The organism is Citreicella sp. C3M06, from assembly GCF_018860705.1.
Lineage (GTDB): Bacteria > Pseudomonadota > Alphaproteobacteria > Rhodobacterales > Rhodobacteraceae > Salipiger.
Map to the genome: position 1 here is coordinate 18,030 of NZ_JAHKQA010000069.1, position 21,933 is coordinate 39,962.

Consider the following 21,933-nt stretch of genomic DNA (forward strand, 5'->3'; position numbering starts at 1 on the left):
GCGGCTTGGTCTGTCAGGTAAGCGCCATGACCGGTCCCGTTTTTTCGGGCGAAAGAGGGAATGCAGTGCGGCGCCCGCGCCAAATCTGCAGCTGCCCCCGCAACTGTCAGCGGCGAGCAGGGCCAACATGCCACTGGAGCAATCCGGGAAGGCTGGTCCAACGCATTGACCCGCAAGCCAGGAGACCTGCCGGACATGTGCCCCATGGTAAACGGGGCGCATCCACCAGACGCCGGGGTGCGTGTTTGGCCGAGGCTCCGCGCGCCGATCCTTGGCGCATCGTCCCGGTCCGATCCGACCCCGCCGTTGTTACGCAAAGGCGCCGGGTGTGGCGCCATAAACGGGACGGATCGATGAAAAAGACCCTGATTGCCAGTGCCATTGCGCTATGCCTGCCTGCGATGGCCTCGGCGCATTTCCTGCTGGAATACACCACGCAGACCATGATCGAGCGGCCCGGCGATGTGCCGGTCAAGCTGATCTTCTGGCACCCGATGGACAACGGGCATGTGATGGACATGGCGCTTCCGCAGGAATTCTACGTGATCCATAATGGCGAGCGGACCGACCTGATCGACACGCTGACGCCCGTGCCCTTCACCGGCGGTGAAAACAGTGGCGATGCCTTCAAGGGGCATGTGCCGGTGAAACGCTCGGGCGATTACGTTCTGGTCACGGTGCCCACGCCCTATTACGAGGCCTCCGAGGATCTTTACATCCAGCAGATCACCAAGGCGTTCCTGAACCGCAACGGATTGCCGACCGACTGGATGACCCCGGTCGGGCTGCCCACCGAAATCCTGCCCCTGAACAAACCCTATAATATCCTCGCCGGGTCCACCTTTACCGGGCAGGTTCTGGCCAATGGCCAGCCGGTTGCGGGCGCCGAGATCGAAATCGAATACATGGCGGCCGAACCCGACATGGACAGCGCAGCCTCTAGCGCGCCGGTTGTCGGCGCCATGCCGGGGGGGACCATCGTCGCCATATCCGATGCCAGTGGTTATTTCACCTTTGGGATCCCCAAGGCCGGGTATTGGGGCTTTGCCGCGCTGGGAACCGGCCCTGCCAGCGAACATGACGGCAAGAACCTGAGCCAGGATGCGGTGATCTGGATCCGCGCCTGGGACATGGAGTGATCTTGCCATGCATATCGTAGATGGCGCGCTGTCCAATCCTGTGGTGATCGCCGGGGCGTTTGCTGCGGCGGGTGGCATCGCGCTTGGCTTGCGCAGCCTGACACTGGAACGCATCCCTGCCGCGGGGGTGCTTTCGGCCAGTTTCTTTGTGGCCTCGCTGATCCATGTGCCCATCGGGCCGTCTTCGGTGCATCTTATCCTGAACGGTCTGGCCGGGATCTTGCTGGGCTGGGCGGCGTTTCCGGCGCTGTTTGTCGGCCTTTTGTTGCAGACGGTGTTCTTTGGCTTTGGCGGGGTGACGGTGCTTGGGGCCAACACGGTGAACATCGCGCTGCCCGCGGTGCTGGCCTGGATGCTGTTCGGGCGGCTGATCGGGCGTGGCTCGCCGCTGGCGGGGGCGATCTGGGGCGGCATCGGCGGGGGTTTTGCCATCGCGGCCACCACGGCAATGGTCGCTGCGGCGCTGGCGCTGTCGGGTGACGCATTCCTGCCCGCAGCAAGACTGGTTTTCTTTGCCCATATCCCGGTCATGGCCATCGAAGCGGTGCTGACCGGCTTTGCCGTGCTGCTGGCCCGTCAGGTCAAACCCGAATTGTTCCAGACCGGAGCCTCCGCATGAAAGCCCTGATAGTTGCATTGGCGTTGATCATCGGCCCTGCGCCGGCGCTGGCCCATAAGGTGATCGCGGGCGTGTTTGCCGCCGGAAGCGCGATCGAGGGCGAAATCGGCTTTTCGAATGGCGACATGGCCGTCGAAGCGCAGGTTCTGGTGCTTGGGCCGGATGGCACTGAGCTGGGGCAGGCGATCACCGATGCGGACGGGTTCTTTACCTTTGTCCCGACGCAGCCAATCGCCCATCTGTTCCGCGCCGATCTGGGCGCAGGCCATCTGGCCGAGGTGACGATGCCCGCCGATGAGGTGGCCGCAATCCTTGGCCTCGCGCCCATAAAAAGCGCAGAGGTCACGGAAACCGCGCCCCCCTCATCCGCGCTGAGCAACGCCGAGCGGCAGGCCATCGCCGAGGCCGTGCGCAACGAAATCCGCCCCCTGCGCCGTGAGATCGCCGCCTACAAAGAGCACACCGGGCTTCAGACGATCCTTGGCGGCATCGGCTATATCGCAGGGCTTTTCGGCTTGGGCTTTTATCTAGCGGCGCGCCGCAAGCTGGCGGCTTGACGCGTGGCACATGCGCTTGGACCGAATGAAACGACTTTGACACACCCCGGCAGCCGCCGCATTGCAGGCTTGATCGGCAGCATCGATCCACGACTGCGCATTCTGGCCGCCATCCTGTTCGCCATCGTGGTGGTGGGGCTGTCATCGCTGATGACGCTGGGGATCGCGATGGGCCTGTCGCTTGGGCTTTTGGTCCTGTCGGGCCTGCCGTTGCGGGCAACCCTGAAGCGCATGGCGATGATGGACAGCTTCATTGTCTTCATGGTGCTGTTTTTGCCCTTCACCGTGCCGGGCGATCCAATGTTCATTCTGTGGGGCATGCCCGCCACGTGGCAGGGGCTGTGGCAGGGCGTGGACATCGCGCTGACCGCCAATGCGGTGATCCTTGCGCTGATGACACTAGTCGGCACAATGGAGCCAGTGACGCTGGGCCACGCGCTGCACGCGCTGCGCCTGCCCGAAACGCTGGTACATCTGCTGATGTTCACGATCCGCTATATCGAGGTTCTGCGCGAGGAATACCTGCGCCTGCGCGCCGCGATGAAGGTGCGCGGCTTTCGCCCCGGCACCAACTGGCACAGCTATCGCAGTTTCGGCTATCTGGTCGGAATGATGCTGGTGCGCGCGATCGAACGGTCCGAACGGATCTTGCAGGCGATGAAATGCCGCGGCTTTTCCGGGCGCTTCCACCTGTTGCAGGATTTTACCCTGACGGCGAAGGATCGCCGGTTTGCAACGGTGTTCGCGGGCGCATTGGGTCTTCTGATTTGTCTGGAAATCGCATGGCATTGATCGAGCTTGAGGATATCCATATCCGCTATCCGGGGCAGGCTGCGATCCTGTCGGGGGCGGGTTTGCGATTGCTTTCGGGCCAGCGCCTGTCCTTGATTGGGCCGAACGGCTCGGGCAAATCCACGCTGCTGCGGGTGATCCTTGGGCTTCAGACACCGCAGCGCGGCGTGGTGCGCGCCTTTGGCCAGTCGCGCGCACGCGAGTCCGACTTTCACGAGGTCCGGCGCCGCATCGGGTTGGTGTTTCAGGATGCCGACGACCAGCTTTTCTGCCCCACCGTCGCCGAGGACATCGCCTTTGGCCCGCTGAACCTTGGCAAATCAAAAGCCGAGGCGCTGAAGATCGTCGACGCGCTGCTGTCGGTCCTTCGGCTCACCCATTTGCGCGACCGCATCACCCACAAGCTGTCGGGCGGCGAAAAACGTCTGGTGACACTGGCAACCGTTCTGGCGATGCAGCCAGAGGTGCTGTTGCTGGACGAGCCGACGAATGGGCTGGACCCCGAGAACGAGGCGCGGCTGATCGACATTCTGCAAGCGCTGCCTCAGGCGATCCTTCTGGTCAGCCACTCTGCCGAATTCCGGGCACAGATCACCAGCGCAGAGGTCGAAATCCGCGACGGTCTTGTCCATCCCGTCTGATGCTGTCTGTTCGGGATGGCCGTTTAACCGCGGCAGTTCTGCCGCAAGATGGCTCATCCGGTCTATCGACATGAAAAAACCGCGCCGGGGTCCCGGCGCGGTTTCAATCTGCTCACAGGGGCTTGGCTCAGGCAGCCAGCGCGCCCTTTGCCTGCTCCACGATGGCACCGAATGCTTCGGGCTCGTGCACGGCGAGATCGGCGAGAACCTTGCGGTCAACCTCGATCCCGGCCTTGGTCAGACCGTTGATGAACTTGGAGTAGGTCAGAGCCTCGTCATGCGAGCGAACGGCCGCATTGATCCGCTGGATCCACAGGGCGCGGAAGTTGCGCTTGCGGTTCTTGCGGTCGCGGGTCGCGTACTGGTTGGCCTTGTCGACGGCCTGGGCTGCAACCTTGAAGGTGCTCTTGCGGCGGCCATAATAGCCTTTTGCCTGATCGAGGACCTTCTTGTGACGGGCGTGGGTAACCGTACCACCTTTGACTCGTGCCATTTGTCAGCTCTCCTTCGTTCAGCGGTCGTAGGGCATATAGCCCTTGACGATCTTGGCGTCGGGGGCCGACAGCGTGGTGGTGCCGCGCGCGTCGCGGATGAACTTGGTGGTGCGCTTGATCATGCCGTGGCGCTTGCCGGCCTGACCTGCGACGATCTTGCCGGTCGCTGTCACCTTGAAGCGCTTCTTGGCGCTCGACTTGGTCTTCATCTTGGGCATTTCCGTCTCCTTGACGTACTGCGGTGAACGCGCGACTCGGCATGCCACTTCGGGCCGGCCACACGGTAGGAAGCGCTCCTATAAGGCGGTGCGCCCTGCGATGCAAGAGGCGCTATCGTCTAGCGGATCACCTGCGCAATGACGCCATAGATCGCCTCGGGAATGTCGGCGAGGCGATAGCCTCCGGGCGCCTGCAGGTTGCCATACAACAGCACCGCAAGCCCGGCCACCGCCACCACCGCCCCGACGCGCGGGGCCTGCCCGTCGGACCATGCGGAAATGATTGCGGGAATCGAAATCGCCACGAGGAAAAGCCCGAGCACAAGATATTGGTCTGGCTGCATCAATCCACGCCCTGTCAGGTTTAACGCCAGCCTAGCACGGGCGCCTTTCTGGCGACACCCGTCCCGCCGCTTTGCCGATCGACAGGGCAGGCTGTGCCGAGGGATGGCAGCTGGATAATTGAGAAATTGGTTCAAAGCCTCGGCATAGCCGCAGGGCCAGGCCGGATCGCGAAACCACCCCGAGGTGACGGCACGCCGGTCTCTTGATCCGCCTTGGTCGCGGAAGGCGGCGGTCAAGGATGGGGCGCCCCGTCACCATGTCCGGAGCGCCCCAGTTTTAGATGAATCCGCGCATCACTCGGGATCGGTGGTGTAGATCAGCCGTTCGTTGCAGGGCGCCACGCGCAGGATGTTGGTGGTGCCGGGCATGTTGAAGGGCACACCGGCGGTCACGACAATCTGGTCCTCGGTGCCGGCATAGCCCTGCGCGCGCGCCGCACGGGCGGCATTCACCACCGCCTGCTTGAAGCGTTCCAGCTCTCCGGTCATCACGCAATTCACCCCCCAAGTCAGCGACAGCCGCCGTGCGGTGCCCCGCAGCGAGGTCATGGCGATGATCGGCACGCGGGGCCGCTCGCGCGCCACCTTGGCGACCGTGGTGCCCGACGAGGTAAAGCAGCAGATCACCTTGATGTTGCCCGATTCCGCGATCTCACGGGCGGCGGCAACGATGCCATCGGCAATGCTCTTCTTATCGATGTTGCGGCTGGCTTCCATGACCTCGGTGTAGGTGGGGTCATTCTCGACGGCGATGGCGGTGTTGTTCATCGTGGTCACCGCCTCGACCGGGTATTGCCCGGCGGCGGATTCCGCCGACAGCATCACCGCATCGGCGCCCTCGTAGATGGCGGTCGCCACGTCCGAAACCTCGGCTCGGGTCGGCATCGGGCTTTCGATCATCGATTCCAGCATCTGCGTCGCAACGATCACCGGCTTGCCCGCCTTGCGGCACATGCGGATCAGCTGCTTCTGGATCGGCGGCACCGAATGCACCGGCAGCTCGACGCCCAGATCGCCCCGCGCAACCATCACCCCGTCGGAAACTTCGAGAATCTCGGCGAAGCTCTTCACCGCCGAAGGCTTTTCGATCTTCGACAGGATCGCGGCGCGGCCATCGGCCAGCTTGCGGGCCTCGATCACGTCTTCGGGGCGCTGCACAAAGCTGAGCGCCAGCCAGTCGACACCAAGCGCGGCGGCGAATTCCAGATCCTTGCGGTCTTTCTCGGACAGCGCCGCCAGCGGCAGCAGCACGTCGGGCACGTTCACGCCCTTGCGGTTGGAAATCGTGCCCCCCGCCTCGACGACGCAATTGGCGAAATCCTTGCCGCATTCCTCGACCCGCAGGCGGATCTTGCCGTCGTTCACCAGCAGATGCGCCCCGACGCCAAGCGCCGCGAAGATTTCGGGATGCGGCAGGCAAACGCGCTTTTTCGTGCCGGGCGCCGGGTCGAGATCAAGCCGGAAGGTCTCGCCCCATTCCAGCTCTTCTTCCTTGTTGGCAAATTCGCCCACGCGCAGCTTCGGCCCCTGAAGGTCGGCCAGAATGGCGATCGGGCTGTCCAGATCCTTTTCCACCTGACGGATCAGGCGGTGCATCTTGGTGATGTCGTCGTGGGTGCCGTGGCTCATGTTGAGGCGGAAGACGTCGGCGCCGGCCTCGTGCAGCGTCCGGATCATCTCGTAGGTGTTGCTCGCCGGGCCGAGCGTGGCCACGATCTTGACTTTGCGCAGTCGTCTCATCTTCCGTCTCCCCTGCCCGGTCGGTACCGGGCGCTTCGTGATTGTTCAACGCTGAACGCGTTACCGCTAACGCTCGCATCGAGGTATCGCGCAATTCCATTTGTCGTGCAACTGCTCTAATCCAAGGCACAGCAGCACGACGGATACCATGACTTATACACCCTGCACGATAGAAGGAGAGGACCGGAAAAGTCGCTTTCTGGTCACCTGTGATCACGCCACGAATACCGTACCGCCCGACCTCGGGGGAAGCCTCGGCTTGCCCGAGGCGGACATGGCGCGGCACATCGCCTATGATATAGGCGCCCTTGGCACGGCGCGGGCGCTGGCACAGGCGCTTGACGCGCCACTGGTGGCGTCGAATTTCTCGCGACTGGTGATCGACCCGAACCGCGGCGAAGACGACCCGACGCTGTTGATGCGGCTGTATGACGGCTCGATCATTCCGGGAAACCGCCATGCCGATGCGGGCGAAAAGGCGCGCAGGCTCGATGCCTACTGGCACCCCTACCATGCCGCGATCGAGCGGATGGCGGCGGGGCGGCATGACATCGCCCTGATCGCGGTGCATTCCTTTACGCCGCAATTGCGGGGCCGGGGCCCCCGCCCGTGGCATGTTGGCATTCTGCATGCATGGGATTCGCGCCTGTCGGATCCGCTGATCGCGCAGCTGAGCGCCGAGCCGGATCTTGGCCCCGAGCGCGTCGGGCGTAACCAGCCCTACCCCGGCCATCTGCCCGGCGATGCGGTTCACCGCCATGCCCTGCGCCACGGGCGCAACAACACCCTGCTTGAACTGCGCAGCGACCTGATCGCCGAGCCAGAGGCGCAGCAGGCATGGGGCCGCAGGCTGGCCCCGCATCTGCAGGCCGCGCTGGACGCGGTCGCCCCTTGACACCCTGCCCCTGACATCCACAAGGAGACCCCGATGGACGACGCAACCCGCACCGAAATCGAAGCCGCGGCTTTCCGCAGACTGCGCCAGCACCTGATGGAAGATCGCCCCGATGTGCAGAACATCGATCTGATGAACCTCGCCGGATTCTGCCGCAACTGCCTGTCACGCTGGTATCAGGAGGCCGCCGCCGAGCGCGGCATCGAGATCGCCAAGGACGAGGCGCGCGAGATCTATTACGGTATGCCTTATGATCAGTGGCGCGCGCAGAACCAGACCGAAGCGGACGACGCGAAAAAGGCCGCCTTCAAGACGGCCTTCGACGAAAATGTCCTAAAGAAGTAACGCCCCGCGGGGCAGCAGGCTTACAGCTTGCTGTCCTGCTGGCGCAGTTGGCGGGCACGGGTCAGAATGGCATCCTCGACCGTGCGCGTGGTCGCCGCCGCAACTGGCCCCGAGCGCGACATCAGCGCCACGTTGAGCGAGCGGGCGTCCAGCGCCGGATCGGAGACATAGATCGTGGCGCGATAGGCCTGCCCGCCGCCCGGAGGCGTGCCGTAGCCGGTGATGATCACCCCGGTGAACGGATCGACCGATTCCACCGGCAGGAAATCCAGCACATCCAGCGACGCATCCCAGATGTAGCGGTTGACCGCGCCAACCTTGCCCGCATCCTCGCGCGCCTTGAAGATGTCCCAGATCGTCGAGGTCGGCTTGCCCTCGCGGCCATAGATCTCTTCTTCGATGATCCGCTGCGATGTTTCGGCGTTGCCCGGCGGCACGACCAGCGTATCGTCGCCCTTCCGGTCGAACCAGCCGCAGCCTGCCAGCGCCAGCATCCCGCAAAGAAGCGACAGCCTCGCCATGTCACGCATCAAAGTCATTCGCCCAAGCTCCTGCCCGTCCGGTCCGTAAATCTGCTCCCTGCATACCCATGCGCCGCGGGCGCGACAAGTCGTCAATGGCTTGCCCGCCGCGCAGGCCCTCGCAAGGGACAAAAACCGTTGTGGCAGAATCGCATCACTGCCTAGCTTGTTGCCGGGCCCACCCCGGCATCAGTTGCCAACCCAAGGCCCCGGGGCGCATAGAGAGGCACATCAAGGCCGGGCAACCCGGATTGAGACGTGCCTTACGAACACATGAGGGAAACAATGAAAAAGATTCTGTTTGCGACTACCGCACTGGTCGCGACCGCAGGCGTCGCTTCGGCTGATGTTGCACTGACCGGCTCCGCCGAAATGGGTGTCTTTGGCGGCAACCAAGCTGACACGCAGTTCTTCACCGACCTCGACGTCACCTTCACCATGACCGGTGAAGCAGACAACGGTCTGACCTTCGGCGCGACCATCGACCTCGACGAAGCAACCGATTCCGAGCTTTCGGCCGACTTCGAAAACCCCGCCGTTCAGGGCGGCGAGAACATGTTCATCAGCTTCGGCGGCATGACCCTCACCATGGGTGACACCGACGGCGCGCTGGACAAAATCGTCCCCGAGATGGCGCTTGCAGGCGGCTCGCTGGCTGACGACGAAACCATCCACGCTGGTTTCCAGCACGCAGACGGTGGCGCATCCTTTGCTGGCGTTGCAGCTGCATACGGCCTCGACGGTTACGGCGACGGTCAGATCGCTCGCCTCGACTACGCCTACGACGCATTCACCTTCTCGCTGTCGGCTGAGCAGGTTGCAGACGGCGCAGACGTCTCCGGCGGCGACACCATCTGGGGTCTCGGCGTTGGTTACAGCGGCATGATCTCGACTGTCGACCTGACCGCTGGTCTCGCCTATCAGGCGCTTGACGACGCCGCAGCAACCACCGGCTTCGGTGTTGTTGGTAGCTTCGGCGGCGGCTTCTCCGCCGGCATGGACTACTCGCTCACCGACGTCGACGGCCGCTCGGACGACATCACCCACTGGGGTCTCGGCCTTGGCTACGAGATGAACGCACTGGCAGTTGGCTTCAACTGGGGTAAGTTCGACTACGGCGACGGTTACGAAGACAACGGCTACGGTCTCGCAGCTTCCTACGACCTCGGCGGCGGTCTCTCGGCCAAGTTTGGTTATGGCCACTCGGACGGCGACTCGTTCTCCGACGAAGTCAACACCTACTCGCTGGGTCTGGCGATGTCCTTCTGATCTCTCACGAGATACAGATACGAGGGAAGAGCGGGCATTGCCCGCTCTTTTCTTTTGTGCGACCCACAGGGCGCATAGCCGACCGGAGCCGACCCCATGTTGCCGCTTTCTCCCCAGCGCCTCGCCACCCTGCGCCAGCAGGCTGCAAGCGCCATGGCGCGCGGACAGCTCGCGCAGGCCAAGACCGCGCTGCAACAGATCGACCTTGTCGATACCACCAGCGCCGACACCCCGTTTCATTTGTCTCGCATCGCCTATGAAGAGGGCGACCGCGATGCCTGCCTGTCGCATCTGCGCCGCGCCGCGCAGCGCGCACCGGCCAACGCCAAGCTACTGATCCACGCCGCCGAGCGATTTCGCGCACTTGGCGCCGCAGACGAGGCGCTGCCGCTCTACGATGCGCTGGCCGCCTTGCCCGGTCAGGCCGTGAAGGCGCGCGCCGACAAGGCCCATACCCTGCAATTGCTCGGCCGTTTTGACGAGGCCGAGGCGATCTTTCGCAAGCTGATCCGCGCCCACCCGCGCGAGGCGCAGCTGTATCGCATTTTTCTGGCCGCGCGCAAAACCCCGCCAGGCGATCCGCTTCTCAAAGCGATGGAACAGCTCTGGGCGCGCAAGGATCTGGCGCCCGATCAACGGGTGCATCTTGGCTATGCGCTTGGCAAGGCGCTGGATGAAACCGGCGATCCGGCCCGCGCCTTTGCCTGCTGGTCGCGCGCCAATGCCGCCCAGCGCGAGGCCGCGCCGTTTGACTCTGCCGCGCAGGATCGCGAATTCGACGCGGTGATCGCGGCGCAATCCGCCCTGCCCCAAGGCACGGCCAGCGGCGCACCCGCTCCGATCTTTGTCACCGGGATGCCACGCTCGGGCACCACCCTTGTCGAGCGTATCCTGTCGGCCCATTCCAGCGTCGGCGCGGGCGGAGAGCTCGGCCATGCGCTGCGCCTGTCCTATCAGGTCTTCGGCGCTGGCGAGGCGATGCAACCGATCACCGACGCCGCAAAGATGCGCGCCTTTGCCGAGCGCTATCGCAGGCTTGCCCGCCGCGACGTGCCCGGCGAATCCCCGGTGATCACCGACAAGTCGATCTTGTCCTATCTGGTGATCGGCCTGCTGCACGCCGCGATGCCGGATGCGCGCTTTGTCGTGGTGCAGCGCGATCCGCGCGACATTGCCCTGTCGATCTGGCGCAACCATTTCGTCACCGGCACCCATAGATACGGCAACGATCTGGCCGATCTGGCCCATAGCATCAAACGCTTTCGCGCCATCGTGGCGCAGTGGCAGACCGCCCTGCCCGGGGTGATTCACCAGATCCGTTACGAAGACCTCGTGACCGATCCAGAACCGCAATCGCGCGCTTTGATCGCGGCGGCCGGGCTGGAATGGCAGGACGCCTGCCTTGCGCCGCAAAACAGCAGCGCCGCGGTCAAGACGCTGAGCGTGGCGCAGGTGCGCCAGCCGATCCACGCCGGCCGCGCCCGCGGCTGGCAGAAGTATGAACAGCAACTGGCGCCCTTTATCCGGGCCTGGGGAGACGATCCATGGGACTGACCGACATTCGCGAGCGCATCGCCAAAGCCTGCGCCGCCGCCGAGCGCAACGCCGAAGACGTGCAGCTGATCGCTGTCAGTAAGGTGCAGCCGAACGCCCGCGTCGAGGCGGTGCTGGATCAGGGCCACCGCCTGTTCGGTGAAAACAAGGTGCAGGAAGCGCAGGGCAAATGGCCCGAGTTCATGCAGCGCTACGACGGCGTGCAGGTGCATCTGCTCGGCCCGCTTCAGACCAACAAGGCCCGCGCCGCGATGGAGCTGTTCTCGGCCATTCATTCGGTCGACCGCCCCAAGCTGGCGCAGACCCTTGCCCGGCTGGCGCAGGAAACCGGCGCCTGCCCCGATCTGTTCCTTCAGGTGAACACCGGCGAAGAGGAGCAAAAGGCCGGGGTGCTGCCCGCAGATGCCGATGCCTTCATCGCCGAGGCCCGCGCGCTTGATCTGCCGGTGGTTGGCTTGATGTGCATCCCGCCGGTGCATGAGACACCCTCGCTGCATTTTGCCCTGCTGCGCAAGATCGCAGAGCGCAACGGGCTGGCCGGGCTGTCGATGGGCATGAGTTCGGATTTCGAAGAGGCCATCGCACTCGGGGCAACCCATGTGCGCGTCGGCTCGGCGATCTTCGGAGAACGCGACTACAGCTGATGCCCAGAGCTTCGGCATAGCTTGTGTGCGTATGATCAAAGCCGCCGCTGGCGACTTGCGCCTGCGCGCGGGCGCGGCTAGGGCTTGGCCCATGCGGATCGTACGAGACTACCAGTTCGTCGAAGATCAGGACCGGGGCGCCAGCGTCGCCATCGGCAACTTCGACGGTGTGCACATTGGTCATCAGGCCGTGATCGGCCTTGCGCGCAAGATGGGCGGCGATGCGCCTCTTGGCGTGCTGACCTTCGAGCCACATCCGCGTGAATATTTCGCGCCCACATTGCCGCCGTTCCGCCTGATGTCACCGCAGGCGCGGCTCAGCCGTCTGGAAAAGCTCGGCGTCGATCGGCTGTATGAGCTGAATTTCAACGCGGCGCTGGCCTCGCTGACCCCGCGTGAATTTGCCCAGAACGTCATCGCCGATGGGCTGGGCCTGAGCCATGTCGTGGTCGGGGCCGATTTCTGCTTTGGCCATGACCGCGCGGGCACCACCGACGCCTTGCGCGCCTTTGGTGACGAGATGGGCTTTGGCGTCACCATCGCCGACCTGCTGGCCCAAGGCGAGACCCGCGTCAGCTCCACCGCGATCCGGCAGGCGCTGAGCGATGGCCGCCCCCGCGATGCCGCCGCGCAGCTTGGCCACTGGCACCGCATCGAAGGCGTGGTGATCGGCGGCGAACAGCGTGGCCGCGTGCTGGGCTATCCCACCGCCAACATGTCGATCGACGGGCTGCACCAGCCAAAACTGGGCGTCTACGCCGTCCTGGTCGAGGTGATGAACGGCCCGCACAAGGGGCAGTATCACGGCGCCGCCTCGATGGGGGTGCGCCCGATGTTCGGCGAGAACACCCCGAATCTCGAAACCTTCCTGTTCGACTTCTCGGGCGATCTTTACGGCGCGACCCTGTCGGTCGGGCTGGTCGACTATCTGCGCCCCGAACAGAAGTTCGACGGGCTCGAGGCGCTTGTCGCCCAGATGGATCGCGACTGCGACCGCGCGCGCGGCATTCTGGCAGCCCTATGACAGATCCGATCGCCCGCCCCGGCCTTGCCCCCCGTTTCTGGGAAAACAAGCCGCTGACCAAGATGAGCGACAAGGAATGGGAAGCGCTGTGCGACGGCTGCGGCAAGTGCTGTCTCAACAAGCTCGAAGACGAAGACACCGGCGCGGTGGCGCTGACCTGCGTCGCCTGCCGCCTGCTCGATGACGAGACCTGCCGCTGCTCGCAATATCCCATCCGCCACCAGTTCGTGCCCGAATGCATCGTGCTGAAGCCGACGAACATGGAAGACAACCTGTACTGGATGCCCGAGACCTGCGCCTACAAGCTGCTGTGGGAAGGCAAGCCTCTGTTCAAGTGGCACCCGCTGATCTCGGGCGACCCGGATTCGGTGCATCGCGCCGGGGTCTCGATGCAGGGCCGCACGGTTTCCGAATTCGAGATCGATGACGACGACTGGGAAGACTATATCATCGAGGAGCCGACCTGATGTTCTTTGCCTCCGACAATTCCGGCCCGGTGCCGCCGCAAGTATTTGAGGCCATGGCCCGCGCCAATGACGGCCATGTCAGCGGCTACGGTGCCGACGCGCTGTCGCTGGACGTGGCCGACCGGCTGCGCGATCTGTTCGAAGCGCCGGAGGCGGCGGTCTACCTCGTGCCCACCGGCACGGCGGCGAACGTGCTGTCGCTGTCAGTGCTCTGCCCGCCCTATGGCACGGTGTTCTGCTCGCCCGTGGCACATATCCATGAAGACGAGTGCAACGCGCCGGAATTCTTTACCGGCGGCGCCAAGCTGACGCTGGTGCCCGGAGCCGACCGCATGACGCCCGAGGCGCTGCGCGCCAGCATCGAAGGCGAAGAAAGTCGTGGCATCCATGGGCCGAAGCGCGGCCCGGTGTCGATCACGCAAGTGACCGAGCGCGGCAACGTCTATGCGATGGATGAGCTGCGCGCGCTCACCGCCGTGGCCCGCGAGTATGGCCTGCCGGTGCATCTGGACGGGGCGCGGTTTGCCAATGCCGCCGTCAAGCTGGGGGTGAGCCCGGCCGAGATGAGCTGGAAAGCCGGGGTCGATATCTGCGTCTTCGGCGGCACCAAGAACGGGCTGATGGGCGTTGAAGCGGTGATCATCTTTGATCCTGCCAAGGCGGAAGAGTTTGAATACCGCCGTAAGCGCGGCGCGATGCTGTTTTCCAAACATCGCTACCTTGCGGCGCAGATGGATGCCTATCTGCGCGATGAGCTCTGGTCCGATCTCGCGCAGCGCGCCAATGCGCGCGGCGATCAGCTGGTGCAGGGGATGAAGGGCATGGGCGTGACCATCCGGCACGACACCCACGCCAACATGGTGTTCTTTGATGCCACGCGTGCGGTGCATCGCGCGCTGCACGATGCGGGCGTGGCCTATAACATCTGGGGAACGCTCGACGGAGCCCCGAAACAGGAACTGATGGGCCGCCTTGTCTGCGACTGGTCGCTGGAGCCGGCGCAGGTGTCCGAATTTCTTGACGTGCTTGGCCGCGCCATCTAGCGCGGCCTCTCTGCCAGCGTCAGACCGGCAGCCCATGGCACGCCGGTCGGCGTCAGATCAGTTGAGCGCGAAATGCAGCTGGTAGCTGCCGTCCGAGAACGCCCCGAACAGGTCGGCAATGTCGGGATGGTCCACCGGCTCGCCGGAGTAATCCGCGATCAGATTCTGCTCGGAGACGTAGGCAACGTAAAAGCTCTGCTCGTTTTCGGCCAGCAGGTGATAGAACGGCTGGTTCTTCACCGGACGCGCGTCCTCGGGAATCGCCTCGTACCAGTCATCGGTGTTGCTGAACTCGGGGTCGACATCGAAAACAACCCCGCGAAACGGGTGCTTACGGTGGCGAACGACCTGGCCCAGATAATATTTTGCGCGGAGTGTGTGCATTAGATACCTCTTGGTCCAAGTGTTGTCATCATTATGGCGGAAAGTCCAACTTTAGGGCATAATTTAGCGGAAACACTCTGTGTTCCCCCACCCAACAGTCCTAAAGGCGAGCAGTTCCGCTGACATTCGCCCGGCGTGTGTATGCCTGCGGCGTGAGCGCGCCGCAATTCCGATTCCATCAGAGGGATTGATGCGGTATCGTCACCGAAGGCAAGAAACCCATAACGACAAGCCGATTCACGGCGAAAAACCAAGAAGAGCGAGAGGCAGATGAGCAGATGGCTGCGCGCGCTTGTGCTCGTGTTGCTGGCGGCATCCTGCGGGGGTGGCGGTGGCAACGGGACAGCACCACGCGATTTGGAAAACGCCTGTGCAATCCTGAACGAACGCCCCCATTACGCCCGCGCCTTCCGCGCCGCAGAGCGCAAATGGGGGGTTCCGATGCATGTGCAGATGGCGACGATCTATCAGGAAAGCAAATTCATTTCCGACGCGCGGACACCGTTCCGCTATGCGCTTGGGGTGATTCCCTATGGGCGGCAAAGCTCAGCCTTCGGCTACAGTCAGGCGCTCGATGGCACCTGGGATGAATATCTCGAAGACACCGGCCAGCGCCGGGCCCGGCGCGACGACATCCGCGATGCCGTCGATTTCATGGGTTGGTACATGAGCGGAACCAACGCCTCGCTCGGGATCAGCAAGTATGATGCGCGCAACCAGTATCTGGCCTATCACGAAGGCCGGACGGGCTATAAGCGCGGCACCTACAACAGCAAGGCGTGGCTGGTGCGGGTGGCCGACGATGTTGGCAAGCGCGCGCTGGTCTATCAGGTGCAGCTGGCAACCTGCCGCGCCGCGCGCTGATCGCAGGGCGGCGCCCGCCGGGCGCCGCCGCCGGTATCAGTTGCCGACCCGGTTCACATCGAAGGTGGCATTCGACAGCTTCGTTGCCGTCAGACCGCCCAGCACCACCGTCGTGGTCTGACCATTGCCATCGCGCACGATCCACTGACGCAGCTCCACCGGGTTCGCGGTGAACTTCATCTGGATCGAGCCGTATTCCGGGCGGGCCGGATCCTGTGCGGTGACCGTTGTCGCGGTGCCATCATAGCTGTGCCCCGTCACCATCCCGGCCCGGCCAAGATTGACGTTACGATCAAGGATGATCGACAGCGGCGTCTGGGTCAGCGGATAGGTCTCGGGCTGCCCGCCGACCTTCTTGTCAAAGATATACACCGCGCCGGACCATGCCAGCACCATGGCCTGTTCGGGCGGGTTGTATTCGAAACGCATCTTGCCGGGGCGCTTGATATAGACCGTCCCGGTCGAGATCGTGCCATCACCGTTGATCTGGGTGAACGGGCTTTTGGCCGACTGGATGGTGTTGAGATACTGCGAGATCTGGCCAAGCGACAGCTGGTCTGCGGCCACCGGAACGGCGGTCAGCGCAAGCGCGGTCAGCGCGGCGAGGGCGGTGCGGAGCATAAATCGTCCTTCCTGCTCTGGTCGATGGCGGCAGACATGGCACCGGCTGTCCGGTTATGCCATATCCGCCGCGCCTTGCAGGGATAGATAGGCGCTAACCGCGCCCAGCCAAGGCTCAGCGTGCCAGCACACCGGCGAGGGATCGCCTGTAGTCCGCCTTTCGAAACATCCCGGCGCGCGCCTCGCGGTCAATCCAGCCCTGATCAAAGGCGATCTTCAGGGGCAACCGGTCAGCGGTCCGTGCGCGAGCTGCCCTGTCCTGCCGCCCGCGCCAGCTTGGCCTGCGTATCATGTGTGCGGCGTGGCAAAAGCGACTGGAGAAGCAGTCCGCAAGGCCGCGCCAACCCAAGGCTGCTAAACAATTGTTCATCCGTGGCGGCCCATTAGCCCAGCCTGTGTGAACAATGCCACGCTTACCCGCCGAACCCTGCGCGATCCGGGCTGGAGGTTGGCAGCGATTGCGCGGGCGGGCAAAGGTGGCGCAAACACAACGACGACGGTGGCCGTTTGCGCCCGCCGCAAGACAAGACACCGTGGAGAATGGACATGCCGGTTTTGAACAGGGCTGGGCGAGGTCGAGTCGCCGCGCGTGCCTGTGTGCTGGCGGCAACGACCTGCGCCCTGTCCGCCGGGGCGGCCCTGCCACAGGAAAGCCCGTGGATCTGGAATCGCCCGGTGCTGAACTTCATGGGCGTGCCCGGCATCATCGACATGCCAACGGCGCATTCGGCCCGCGATGCCGATATCGACGTATCGCTATCGATCCTTGACGGCAGCCGCCGCCTGACCGGGCATTTCCAGATCACGCCGCGCCTGTCGGGCGTGTTCCGCTACGCCAATCTGGACAGCTATCAGGGCATTGACCCCTATTACGACCGCAGCTTCGATTTGCGGTTCCTGCTGCACGAAGAAACCGCCCGGATGCCCGCCGTGACGGTGGGGCTTCAGGATTTCGGCGGCACCGGCATCTATGCCGGCGAATACCTCGTTGCCACCAAGACCTTCGGGCGGCTGCGCGCGACCACCGGGCTTGGCTGGGGGCGTTTTGCCGGTCGGGACGGGTTCGACAACCCGCTCGGCCTGTTCAGCGATGAATTCAAAACCCGCCCGTCGGGGCCTTCGGGCGTGCAAGGCACCGGCCAACTCGACGCAAAGCAATGGTTCCGCGGCGACGCCGCGCTGTTTGCCGGGCTGCAATACGCGGTGAACGACCGGCTGACGCTGTCTGCCGAATACTCGACGGATACCTATTCCAATGAAGAGCAGTACACGTCATTCGAATACCGCTCGCCCGTCAACGTCGGGCTGTCCTACCGCTATAGCAACAGCCTGTCGATCAGCGGCGCGTGGCTTCACGGCTCTGCCGTGGCCGCCGGGCTGACCTATACGTTCAACCCAAAGACGCCGAACCGCTATCCCGGCGGATTCGACCGCGCGCCTTTCCCGGTGACTCCGCGCCCCCCCGGCAGCGCCGCCGATCTTGGCTGGACGCAGCTGGCCGACGCAGACGGCATCCTGCGCGACAACATGCAGCGCTATCTGGCCATCGACGATCTGCTGCTCGAAGGCTTCGACGTCGGGCCGCGCAGCGCCCGGATCTCGTTGCGGATGGGCCGCCAGACCGCTCCGGCGCAGGTCATCGGCCGGGTGGCCCGGATGATGACCAACAACCTGCCGCCCTCGGTCGAACGCTACGATATCACCCTGATCGACAACAACGGTCTGGCGGTCAGCACGGTGACGCTTACCCGCTCCGACCTCGAAGAACTCGAGCACGCGCCCGATGGCGCATGGCAAAGCTTTGCCCGCGCCAAAATCGTGTCAGCGCAGGATTTGCCCACCGTTGTCGATGCCGCCTACCCGAAAGCCAGCTGGCGGTTGGGGCCGTATCTCGAGGCGAGCTATTTCGACCCCGAAAGCCCGATCCGCCTGACCTTCGGCGCCGAACTTAGCGGCCGTTACGAGCCAGCCCCCGGGCTGGTGCTGCAAGGCGCGCTGCGCCAGAAGCTTGCGGGCAATGCCGGCGATCTGCCCACATCGAACTCGGTGCTGGAACATGTGCGGTCCGACAACGCGCGCTACGCCGATCAGGACGGCATCACGATGCCGAGCCTGACAGCGGCGAAATTCTTCCGGCCGGGCGAGGATGTTTTTGGCCGCATCACCGCTGGCTGGTTCGAGCCGATGTTCGGCGGCCTTTCCGGAGAGGTGCTGTGGAAGCCGGTCGACAGCCGCCTCGGCCTCGGGCTTGAAATCAACTATGCCAAGCAGCGCGAGTACGAACAGGGCTTCGGTTTTCAGTCTTATGACGTCTGGACCGGCCACGCCTCGGCCTATTGGCAAGGCGATGGCGGCTTTGCCTACCAGCTTGATGCCGGGCGCTATCTTGCCGGCGACTGGGGCGCGACACTAGGCATAGACCGCACCTTCGGCAACGGCATCAGCATCGGCGCCTTTGCCACGCTGACCGATGTCAGCTTCGACGATTTCGGCGAAGGCTCGTTCGACAAGGGCATTCGCTTCGACATTCCGCTGTCCGCCCTCACAGGCCAGCGCACCCGTGCCAGCATCTCGCGGACGATCCGTCCGGTGCAGCGGGACGGCGGCGCTCGACTGGAGGTCGACGGACGTCTTTACGAACAGGTGCGCGATTTCCAACAACCGGCGCTGCAATCCGACTGGGGGCGGTTCTGGCGATGAAAATAGCATCCATGGCATTGCTCTGCGCTCTGGCGCTTGCCGCCTGCAGCAGCGATGGCGCAACGAAAAAGACGTTCACCGAGCTGAGCGCTCTGATCAGGGTCAGCAAAGCGCCCGCGGTCAATCTGCGCGCGCAGCTGACCCCCGAGATCGCCGCCCAGACCGACGCTCCGCTGTTCCTGCTGACGCTGCCACAGCGCGACGCGGCGCAGGCGCTGTTCGCGCAGGAACAAACCAGCGGTGCCAATACGTCGTGGCGATCCGGATCTGGTGAAGGCATCGTGCTGCAAGGCGGTGTGCTGCAGGCGACACGGGGTCTTGGCGGCGACCTGATCACTTCGGATGTGGCGGATGTGCGCGCCGCGCTGGCCGGTCGCATCCATCGGGGCGAGCGGGTGCACCGGCATCTCGACGGCGAAGACAAGCTGATCGCCGAGGCCTATGTCTGCGACTACACCCGCAGCGCAGACAGCACGCAGGCCTATTTCCAGACCCTGCCCGCGACGCGAATCAACGAAAGCTGCACCGGACTGGTGCAGGAGTTCGACAATACCTACTGGGTCGACGGCACTGGCCGGGTTCTGCGCGCAATCGAATGGGCCGGCCCGGCCATCGGCTATATCGAGCGCGAACAGCTTCAATAGGCCGACACTCCGCCGCCCCGGGCGGCGGAGACATCGAATCCACCAAAAACTCATTCTATTGTGCTGAAACTCTGCGCGACAAGACCGCGCGCCGGGCAGTTGGCATTGCAGCACCGGCCAAAGGCTGGCAAAAGCAGCCACAAGGGGTTGCGAATATCTGTACCTGTGCAACCTTGGTGATGTGTAACGAGTTCATTGTTGGAGTTATGACATGGTTCATGTCAGATCTGCGCCCTGCCGCGTGCCTTTTCTGGTTGCGGCGCTTCTTCTGCCTGCAACAGGCAGCCAAGCGCAGGACGTTGTCCCGAGATATCCCGAAGAGCCAAGCGAAGCATCGCCGCTGCTTCCAACCCCGTCGTTGACCACGACGGCGCTGCTGACTGCCACTTCGACGTCGGACGGAGGGTCCTCCGGCAGTACCAGCAGCACCAGCAGCACCAGTTCGACCGTCCGCGACTAAGTTCGGACACCGCGCGCCGCACTCACAACGGCGCACGGATTGGGCATTGGCCGATTTTCAAGCACCGGGACAACACCCGGCGCAATAATTTTGCTTGCCTTCACAACACGCTTTGCGTGCAGCCCTCTGAAATGTTATCGGAAGGAAACGTCTTTCAGAGGAAATCTCGCAATGACTCGCATTCTTGCACTCGCCGTCGCAGGCCTAATTACCCTCGCACCGATCGCTCAGGCTCAGGAAGTCGCAACGCGCGACCCCAATATCAGCACGCAAAGCACCCTGCTGCTGCCTACGACCACGCTGATCGCAGGCTCCATGGCTGCCGTCGTGGTTCTTGCTGTCTCCAGCAGTCAGTCGACCTCTTCAACCTCGTCAACCAGCACCAGCACGACCTCCCGGCAGTAAGCGCCAAAACACTTTGCACAAAAACAATACCGACTGAGGCGAACCTGCATCGGGTTCGCCTTTTCGCTGCCGGTTTGGTGGCGTGAAGACCCTTTTGACAGTACTGCTTTCGAAAGAAGAAGCGGCTCACCGACAGACCATCGAGACGAGGACGAGACATGGCCAAGAACACTTTCAGGGGACTCGCCGCAGCGAGTCTGTTGGCGCTAGGGGCCTGCGGCGTTGCCTACCAGTCACCCTCGGTGAACCCGGTGCGTGGCAGTGATGCCAAGGTCCGGGTGCTCAAGATCACGCCCGAAAGCACCATCGTTGCCAATCGCTCGGACTATGCGCCCAAGGAATTGCCGCCGTTCTTCTTCAACACCGCCGGGGGTGGCAATGTCCGGCCCGGCGTGGGCAGCGCCCCTGCCCCGGTGGTCGAATATCAAAGCAAACCTTCCTCGCTTCAGACCCGCGTTCCCCCTGCGCCCGCAACCGGCCCCTACCAGATCGGCGTCGGTGACGTGCTGCTGCTTGCCACGCCGCAGGCCGGCTCGACCGTCGAGCAGCTGACCGGCCTTCTGGCCGCCACCAACTCGCGCCAAGGCTATACCGTGCAGGACGATGGCGCGATCGCGATCCCCAATGTCGGGCGGATTCAGGTCGCCGGATTGACCATCGACGAGGCCGAGAACAGCCTGTTCCAGCGGCTTGTCGAGAATGACATCGAACCGACCTTCAGCCTTGAAGTCACCGAGTTCAACTCGAAGAAAGTGTCAATCGGTGGCGCCGTCGCGAACCCGACCGTTGCGCCGATCACCCTGACGCCGCTGTACCTCGACGAGGCGCTTGCCGCTGCCGGGGGCGTCAACGCCGCCGATCTCGATTATGCGTCGGTGCGGATCTATCGCGACGGCACGATCTACCAGATTCCGCTTGATGAGCTGTATTCCAACCGCAGCCTTGCACGGGTGCAGCTTGCCGACGGCGACGCCGTGTTCGTCGATACCCAATACGAGCTGACCCGGGCGCAGGCCTATTTCGAGGAACGCATCCGCCTTGCGGAATTCCGGCAATCCTCGCGTATTTCCGCGCTGAACGAGCTGTCCGCGGAGGTCTCGCTGCGCCGTCAGGACATGTCCGAAGCACGCACGAACTATACCACCCGGCTCGAGCTGGATTCGGTGGACCGCGATTACGTCTATCTTGCCGGCGAGGTCGCAAACCAGTCGCGCTACACGCTGCCCTTCGGCAAGACGGCCTCGCTGGCCGACGCGCTCTATTCCAATGGTGGCATACCGACCCAATCCGGAAACGTGCGCGAAATCTACGTGCTGCGCGGCTCTGCCGATGCGCGGGAATTCGGCGCGATCACCGCTTGGCAGCTTGACGCGCGCGATGCGACGAACCTGCTTCTTGCCACCCGCTTCGAGCTGCGCCCGAACGATGTGGTCTTTGTTGCAGAGCAACCGGTCACACGCTGGAGCCGCGTGGTCAACCAGATCACCCCGTCGCTGATCGTCAGCGCCACGAACGCCGCAACGAATTAAGCAAGACTGGCCGGGCGTTG

At 63.8% G+C, this 21,933-nt stretch carries 26 protein-coding genes and 1 riboswitch; of the genes, 18 read left to right on the forward strand and 8 right to left on the reverse strand.

Features of this window, described 5'->3' with window-relative positions; translation table 11 throughout:
• Nucleotides 1-14 precede the first annotated feature (14 nt).
• A riboswitch (cobalamin riboswitch) is annotated at nucleotides 15-209 on the forward strand.
• Between the two features lie 144 nt (nucleotides 210-353).
• From KO516_RS14635 to KO516_RS14655, 5 genes are read left to right on the forward strand one after another with little or no spacing between them, the layout of a single operon-like run.
• Nucleotides 354-1,139, forward strand: a complete 786-nt coding sequence (locus tag KO516_RS14635; protein ID WP_216004526.1) for a DUF4198 domain-containing protein — start codon at nucleotides 354-356, stop codon at nucleotides 1,137-1,139.
• A gap of 7 nt (nucleotides 1,140-1,146) precedes the next feature.
• Complete coding sequence (gene cbiM / locus KO516_RS14640) at nucleotides 1,147-1,758, forward strand: cobalt transporter CbiM (RefSeq protein WP_216004527.1); 612 nt, start codon at nucleotides 1,147-1,149, stop codon at nucleotides 1,756-1,758.
• A complete protein-coding gene (locus tag KO516_RS14645; protein WP_216004528.1) occupies nucleotides 1,755-2,315 on the forward strand; it encodes a cobalt ABC transporter permease in 561 nt (186 codons plus the stop codon). Before cbiM ends, KO516_RS14645 begins: the two co-directional genes overlap by 4 nt.
• Before the next feature lie 3 nt (nucleotides 2,316-2,318).
• A complete protein-coding gene (gene cbiQ / locus KO516_RS14650; protein ID WP_216004529.1) occupies nucleotides 2,319-3,107 on the forward strand; it encodes a cobalt ECF transporter T component CbiQ in 789 nt (262 codons plus the stop codon).
• The gene (locus tag KO516_RS14655) at nucleotides 3,098-3,748 is read left to right on the forward strand and encodes an energy-coupling factor ABC transporter ATP-binding protein (protein ID WP_216004530.1); all 651 of its coding nucleotides are present in this window, start codon (nucleotides 3,098-3,100) and stop codon (nucleotides 3,746-3,748) included. Before cbiQ ends, KO516_RS14655 begins: the two co-directional genes overlap by 10 nt.
• 127 nt (nucleotides 3,749-3,875) lie before the next feature.
• On the opposite strand, the gene rplT is transcribed toward KO516_RS14655, so the two are convergent.
• The 5 genes from rplT to KO516_RS24790 form a co-directional block, all read right to left on the reverse strand.
• Nucleotides 3,876-4,241, reverse strand: coding sequence for a 50S ribosomal protein L20 (gene rplT, locus KO516_RS14660; protein ID WP_216004531.1), 366 nt, complete (start codon nucleotides 4,239-4,241; stop codon nucleotides 3,876-3,878).
• Nucleotides 4,242-4,259: 18 nt separating this feature from the next.
• Nucleotides 4,260-4,460, reverse strand: a complete 201-nt coding sequence (rpmI, locus tag KO516_RS14665) for a 50S ribosomal protein L35 (RefSeq protein ID WP_092426082.1) — start codon at nucleotides 4,458-4,460, stop codon at nucleotides 4,260-4,262.
• A 119-nt stretch (nucleotides 4,461-4,579) separates the two neighbouring features.
• Complete coding sequence (locus KO516_RS14670) at nucleotides 4,580-4,804, reverse strand: hypothetical protein (protein WP_216004532.1); 225 nt, start codon at nucleotides 4,802-4,804, stop codon at nucleotides 4,580-4,582.
• Nucleotides 4,805-5,098: 294 nt separating this feature from the next.
• Nucleotides 5,099-6,544 (reverse strand): pyruvate kinase, encoded by a 1,446-nt coding sequence (gene pyk / locus KO516_RS14675; protein ID WP_216004533.1) that lies wholly within the window; start codon nucleotides 6,542-6,544, stop codon nucleotides 5,099-5,101.
• Complete coding sequence (locus KO516_RS24790; RefSeq protein WP_216004574.1) at nucleotides 6,541-6,639, reverse strand: hypothetical protein; 99 nt, start codon at nucleotides 6,637-6,639, stop codon at nucleotides 6,541-6,543. Before KO516_RS24790 ends, pyk begins: the two co-directional genes overlap by 4 nt.
• Before the next feature lie 53 nt (nucleotides 6,640-6,692).
• On the opposite strand from KO516_RS24790, the gene KO516_RS14685 reads away from it, so the two are divergent.
• Entirely contained in the window at nucleotides 6,693-7,439 is a 747-nt protein-coding gene (locus tag KO516_RS14685) for an N-formylglutamate amidohydrolase (RefSeq protein ID WP_216004534.1), read from the forward strand.
• 33 nt (nucleotides 7,440-7,472) lie between these two features.
• On the forward strand, nucleotides 7,473-7,784 hold the full coding sequence (locus tag KO516_RS14690) for a DUF1244 domain-containing protein (protein WP_216004535.1): 312 nt from the start codon (nucleotides 7,473-7,475) through the stop codon (nucleotides 7,782-7,784).
• Between the two features lie 20 nt (nucleotides 7,785-7,804).
• On the opposite strand, the gene KO516_RS14695 is transcribed toward KO516_RS14690, so the two are convergent.
• A complete protein-coding gene (locus KO516_RS14695) occupies nucleotides 7,805-8,314 on the reverse strand; it encodes a DUF3576 domain-containing protein (RefSeq protein WP_371742090.1) in 510 nt (169 codons plus the stop codon).
• Between the two features lie 276 nt (nucleotides 8,315-8,590).
• Between KO516_RS14695 and KO516_RS14700 the strand changes: the two genes are divergently transcribed.
• The 6 genes from KO516_RS14700 to KO516_RS14725 all read left to right on the forward strand — a co-directional run bounded on the left by KO516_RS14700 (nucleotide 8,591) and on the right by KO516_RS14725 (nucleotide 14,306).
• Nucleotides 8,591-9,574, forward strand: coding sequence for a porin (locus tag KO516_RS14700; RefSeq protein ID WP_216004536.1), 984 nt, complete (start codon nucleotides 8,591-8,593; stop codon nucleotides 9,572-9,574).
• Between the two features lie 96 nt (nucleotides 9,575-9,670).
• Nucleotides 9,671-11,128 carry a sulfotransferase gene (locus tag KO516_RS14705; protein ID WP_216004537.1) on the forward strand — a complete coding sequence of 486 codons (1,458 nt, stop codon included), beginning with the start codon at nucleotides 9,671-9,673 and terminating at the stop codon, nucleotides 11,126-11,128.
• Nucleotides 11,119-11,772: a YggS family pyridoxal phosphate-dependent enzyme gene (locus KO516_RS14710; RefSeq protein WP_216004538.1), complete on the forward strand. Its 654-nt coding sequence runs from the start codon at nucleotides 11,119-11,121 to the stop codon at nucleotides 11,770-11,772. Before KO516_RS14705 ends, KO516_RS14710 begins: the two co-directional genes overlap by 10 nt.
• Nucleotides 11,773-11,863: 91 nt before the next feature.
• Nucleotides 11,864-12,796, forward strand: coding sequence for a bifunctional riboflavin kinase/FAD synthetase (locus tag KO516_RS14715; RefSeq protein WP_216004539.1), 933 nt, complete (start codon nucleotides 11,864-11,866; stop codon nucleotides 12,794-12,796).
• Nucleotides 12,793-13,263 (forward strand): YcgN family cysteine cluster protein, encoded by a 471-nt coding sequence (locus tag KO516_RS14720; protein WP_216004540.1) that lies wholly within the window; start codon nucleotides 12,793-12,795, stop codon nucleotides 13,261-13,263. Before KO516_RS14715 ends, KO516_RS14720 begins: the two co-directional genes overlap by 4 nt.
• Nucleotides 13,263-14,306: a low specificity L-threonine aldolase gene (locus tag KO516_RS14725; protein WP_216004541.1), complete on the forward strand. Its 1,044-nt coding sequence runs from the start codon at nucleotides 13,263-13,265 to the stop codon at nucleotides 14,304-14,306. The genes KO516_RS14720 and KO516_RS14725 overlap by 1 nt, the downstream gene beginning before the upstream one ends.
• Nucleotides 14,307-14,363: 57 nt before the next feature.
• Here KO516_RS14725 and hspQ read toward each other — a convergent pair whose 3' ends face one another.
• Complete coding sequence (hspQ, locus tag KO516_RS14730; RefSeq protein WP_216004542.1) at nucleotides 14,364-14,690, reverse strand: heat shock protein HspQ; 327 nt, start codon at nucleotides 14,688-14,690, stop codon at nucleotides 14,364-14,366.
• A gap of 270 nt (nucleotides 14,691-14,960) precedes the next feature.
• On the opposite strand from hspQ, the gene KO516_RS14735 reads away from it, so the two are divergent.
• Entirely contained in the window at nucleotides 14,961-15,554 is a 594-nt protein-coding gene (locus KO516_RS14735; RefSeq protein WP_216004543.1) for a lytic transglycosylase, read from the forward strand.
• 36 nt (nucleotides 15,555-15,590) lie between these two features.
• Here KO516_RS14735 and KO516_RS14740 read toward each other — a convergent pair whose 3' ends face one another.
• Complete coding sequence (locus KO516_RS14740; RefSeq protein WP_216004544.1) at nucleotides 15,591-16,175, reverse strand: outer membrane lipoprotein carrier protein LolA; 585 nt, start codon at nucleotides 16,173-16,175, stop codon at nucleotides 15,591-15,593.
• A 546-nt stretch (nucleotides 16,176-16,721) separates the two neighbouring features.
• Between KO516_RS14740 and KO516_RS14745 the strand changes: the two genes are divergently transcribed.
• The 4 genes from KO516_RS14745 to KO516_RS14760 all read left to right on the forward strand — a co-directional run bounded on the left by KO516_RS14745 (nucleotide 16,722) and on the right by KO516_RS14760 (nucleotide 21,913).
• Nucleotides 16,722-18,875 (forward strand): YjbH domain-containing protein, encoded by a 2,154-nt coding sequence (locus KO516_RS14745; RefSeq protein ID WP_216004545.1) that lies wholly within the window; start codon nucleotides 16,722-16,724, stop codon nucleotides 18,873-18,875.
• A gap of 11 nt (nucleotides 18,876-18,886) precedes the next feature.
• The gene (locus KO516_RS14750; RefSeq protein WP_216004546.1) at nucleotides 18,887-19,519 is read left to right on the forward strand and encodes a YjbF family lipoprotein; all 633 of its coding nucleotides are present in this window, start codon (nucleotides 18,887-18,889) and stop codon (nucleotides 19,517-19,519) included.
• 631 nt (nucleotides 19,520-20,150) lie between these two features.
• Nucleotides 20,151-20,384, forward strand: coding sequence for a hypothetical protein (locus KO516_RS14755; protein WP_216004547.1), 234 nt, complete (start codon nucleotides 20,151-20,153; stop codon nucleotides 20,382-20,384).
• A gap of 158 nt (nucleotides 20,385-20,542) precedes the next feature.
• Nucleotides 20,543-21,913, forward strand: a complete 1,371-nt coding sequence (locus KO516_RS14760) for a polysaccharide biosynthesis/export family protein (protein ID WP_216004548.1) — start codon at nucleotides 20,543-20,545, stop codon at nucleotides 21,911-21,913.
• Nucleotides 21,914-21,933: the final 20 nt, after the last annotated feature.

Bases quoted from the DNA above. Each gene is read 5' to 3' on its own strand.
- KO516_RS14635 (WP_216004526.1), top strand. From the start codon at position 354: ATGAAAAAGACCCTGATTGCCAGTGCCATTGCGCTATGCCTGCCTGCG.
- cbiM (WP_216004527.1), top strand. From the start codon at position 1,147: ATGCATATCGTAGATGGCGCGCTGTCCAATCCTGTGGTGATCGCCGGG.
- KO516_RS14645 (WP_216004528.1), top strand. From the start codon at position 1,755: ATGAAAGCCCTGATAGTTGCATTGGCGTTGATCATCGGCCCTGCGCCG.
- KO516_RS14655 (WP_216004530.1), top strand. From the start codon at position 3,098: ATGGCATTGATCGAGCTTGAGGATATCCATATCCGCTATCCGGGGCAG.
- rplT (WP_216004531.1), bottom strand. From the start codon at position 4,241: ATGGCACGAGTCAAAGGTGGTACGGTTACCCACGCCCGTCACAAGAAG.
- rpmI (WP_092426082.1), bottom strand. From the start codon at position 4,460: ATGCCCAAGATGAAGACCAAGTCGAGCGCCAAGAAGCGCTTCAAGGTG.
- KO516_RS14670 (WP_216004532.1), bottom strand. From the start codon at position 4,804: ATGCAGCCAGACCAATATCTTGTGCTCGGGCTTTTCCTCGTGGCGATT.
- pyk (WP_216004533.1), bottom strand. From the start codon at position 6,544: ATGAGACGACTGCGCAAAGTCAAGATCGTGGCCACGCTCGGCCCGGCG.
- KO516_RS14685 (WP_216004534.1), top strand. From the start codon at position 6,693: ATGACTTATACACCCTGCACGATAGAAGGAGAGGACCGGAAAAGTCGC.
- KO516_RS14690 (WP_216004535.1), top strand. From the start codon at position 7,473: ATGGACGACGCAACCCGCACCGAAATCGAAGCCGCGGCTTTCCGCAGA.
- KO516_RS14695 (WP_371742090.1), bottom strand. From the start codon at position 8,314: ATGCGTGACATGGCGAGGCTGTCGCTTCTTTGCGGGATGCTGGCGCTG.
- KO516_RS14700 (WP_216004536.1), top strand. From the start codon at position 8,591: ATGAAAAAGATTCTGTTTGCGACTACCGCACTGGTCGCGACCGCAGGC.
- KO516_RS14705 (WP_216004537.1), top strand. From the start codon at position 9,671: ATGTTGCCGCTTTCTCCCCAGCGCCTCGCCACCCTGCGCCAGCAGGCT.
- KO516_RS14710 (WP_216004538.1), top strand. From the start codon at position 11,119: ATGGGACTGACCGACATTCGCGAGCGCATCGCCAAAGCCTGCGCCGCC.
- KO516_RS14715 (WP_216004539.1), top strand. From the start codon at position 11,864: ATGCGGATCGTACGAGACTACCAGTTCGTCGAAGATCAGGACCGGGGC.
- KO516_RS14720 (WP_216004540.1), top strand. From the start codon at position 12,793: ATGACAGATCCGATCGCCCGCCCCGGCCTTGCCCCCCGTTTCTGGGAA.
- KO516_RS14725 (WP_216004541.1), top strand. From the start codon at position 13,263: ATGTTCTTTGCCTCCGACAATTCCGGCCCGGTGCCGCCGCAAGTATTT.
- hspQ (WP_216004542.1), bottom strand. From the start codon at position 14,690: ATGCACACACTCCGCGCAAAATATTATCTGGGCCAGGTCGTTCGCCAC.
- KO516_RS14735 (WP_216004543.1), top strand. From the start codon at position 14,961: ATGAGCAGATGGCTGCGCGCGCTTGTGCTCGTGTTGCTGGCGGCATCC.
- KO516_RS14740 (WP_216004544.1), bottom strand. From the start codon at position 16,175: ATGCTCCGCACCGCCCTCGCCGCGCTGACCGCGCTTGCGCTGACCGCC.
- KO516_RS14745 (WP_216004545.1), top strand. From the start codon at position 16,722: ATGCCGGTTTTGAACAGGGCTGGGCGAGGTCGAGTCGCCGCGCGTGCC.
- KO516_RS14750 (WP_216004546.1), top strand. From the start codon at position 18,887: ATGGCATTGCTCTGCGCTCTGGCGCTTGCCGCCTGCAGCAGCGATGGC.
- KO516_RS14755 (WP_216004547.1), top strand. From the start codon at position 20,151: ATGACTCGCATTCTTGCACTCGCCGTCGCAGGCCTAATTACCCTCGCA.
- KO516_RS14760 (WP_216004548.1), top strand. From the start codon at position 20,543: ATGGCCAAGAACACTTTCAGGGGACTCGCCGCAGCGAGTCTGTTGGCG.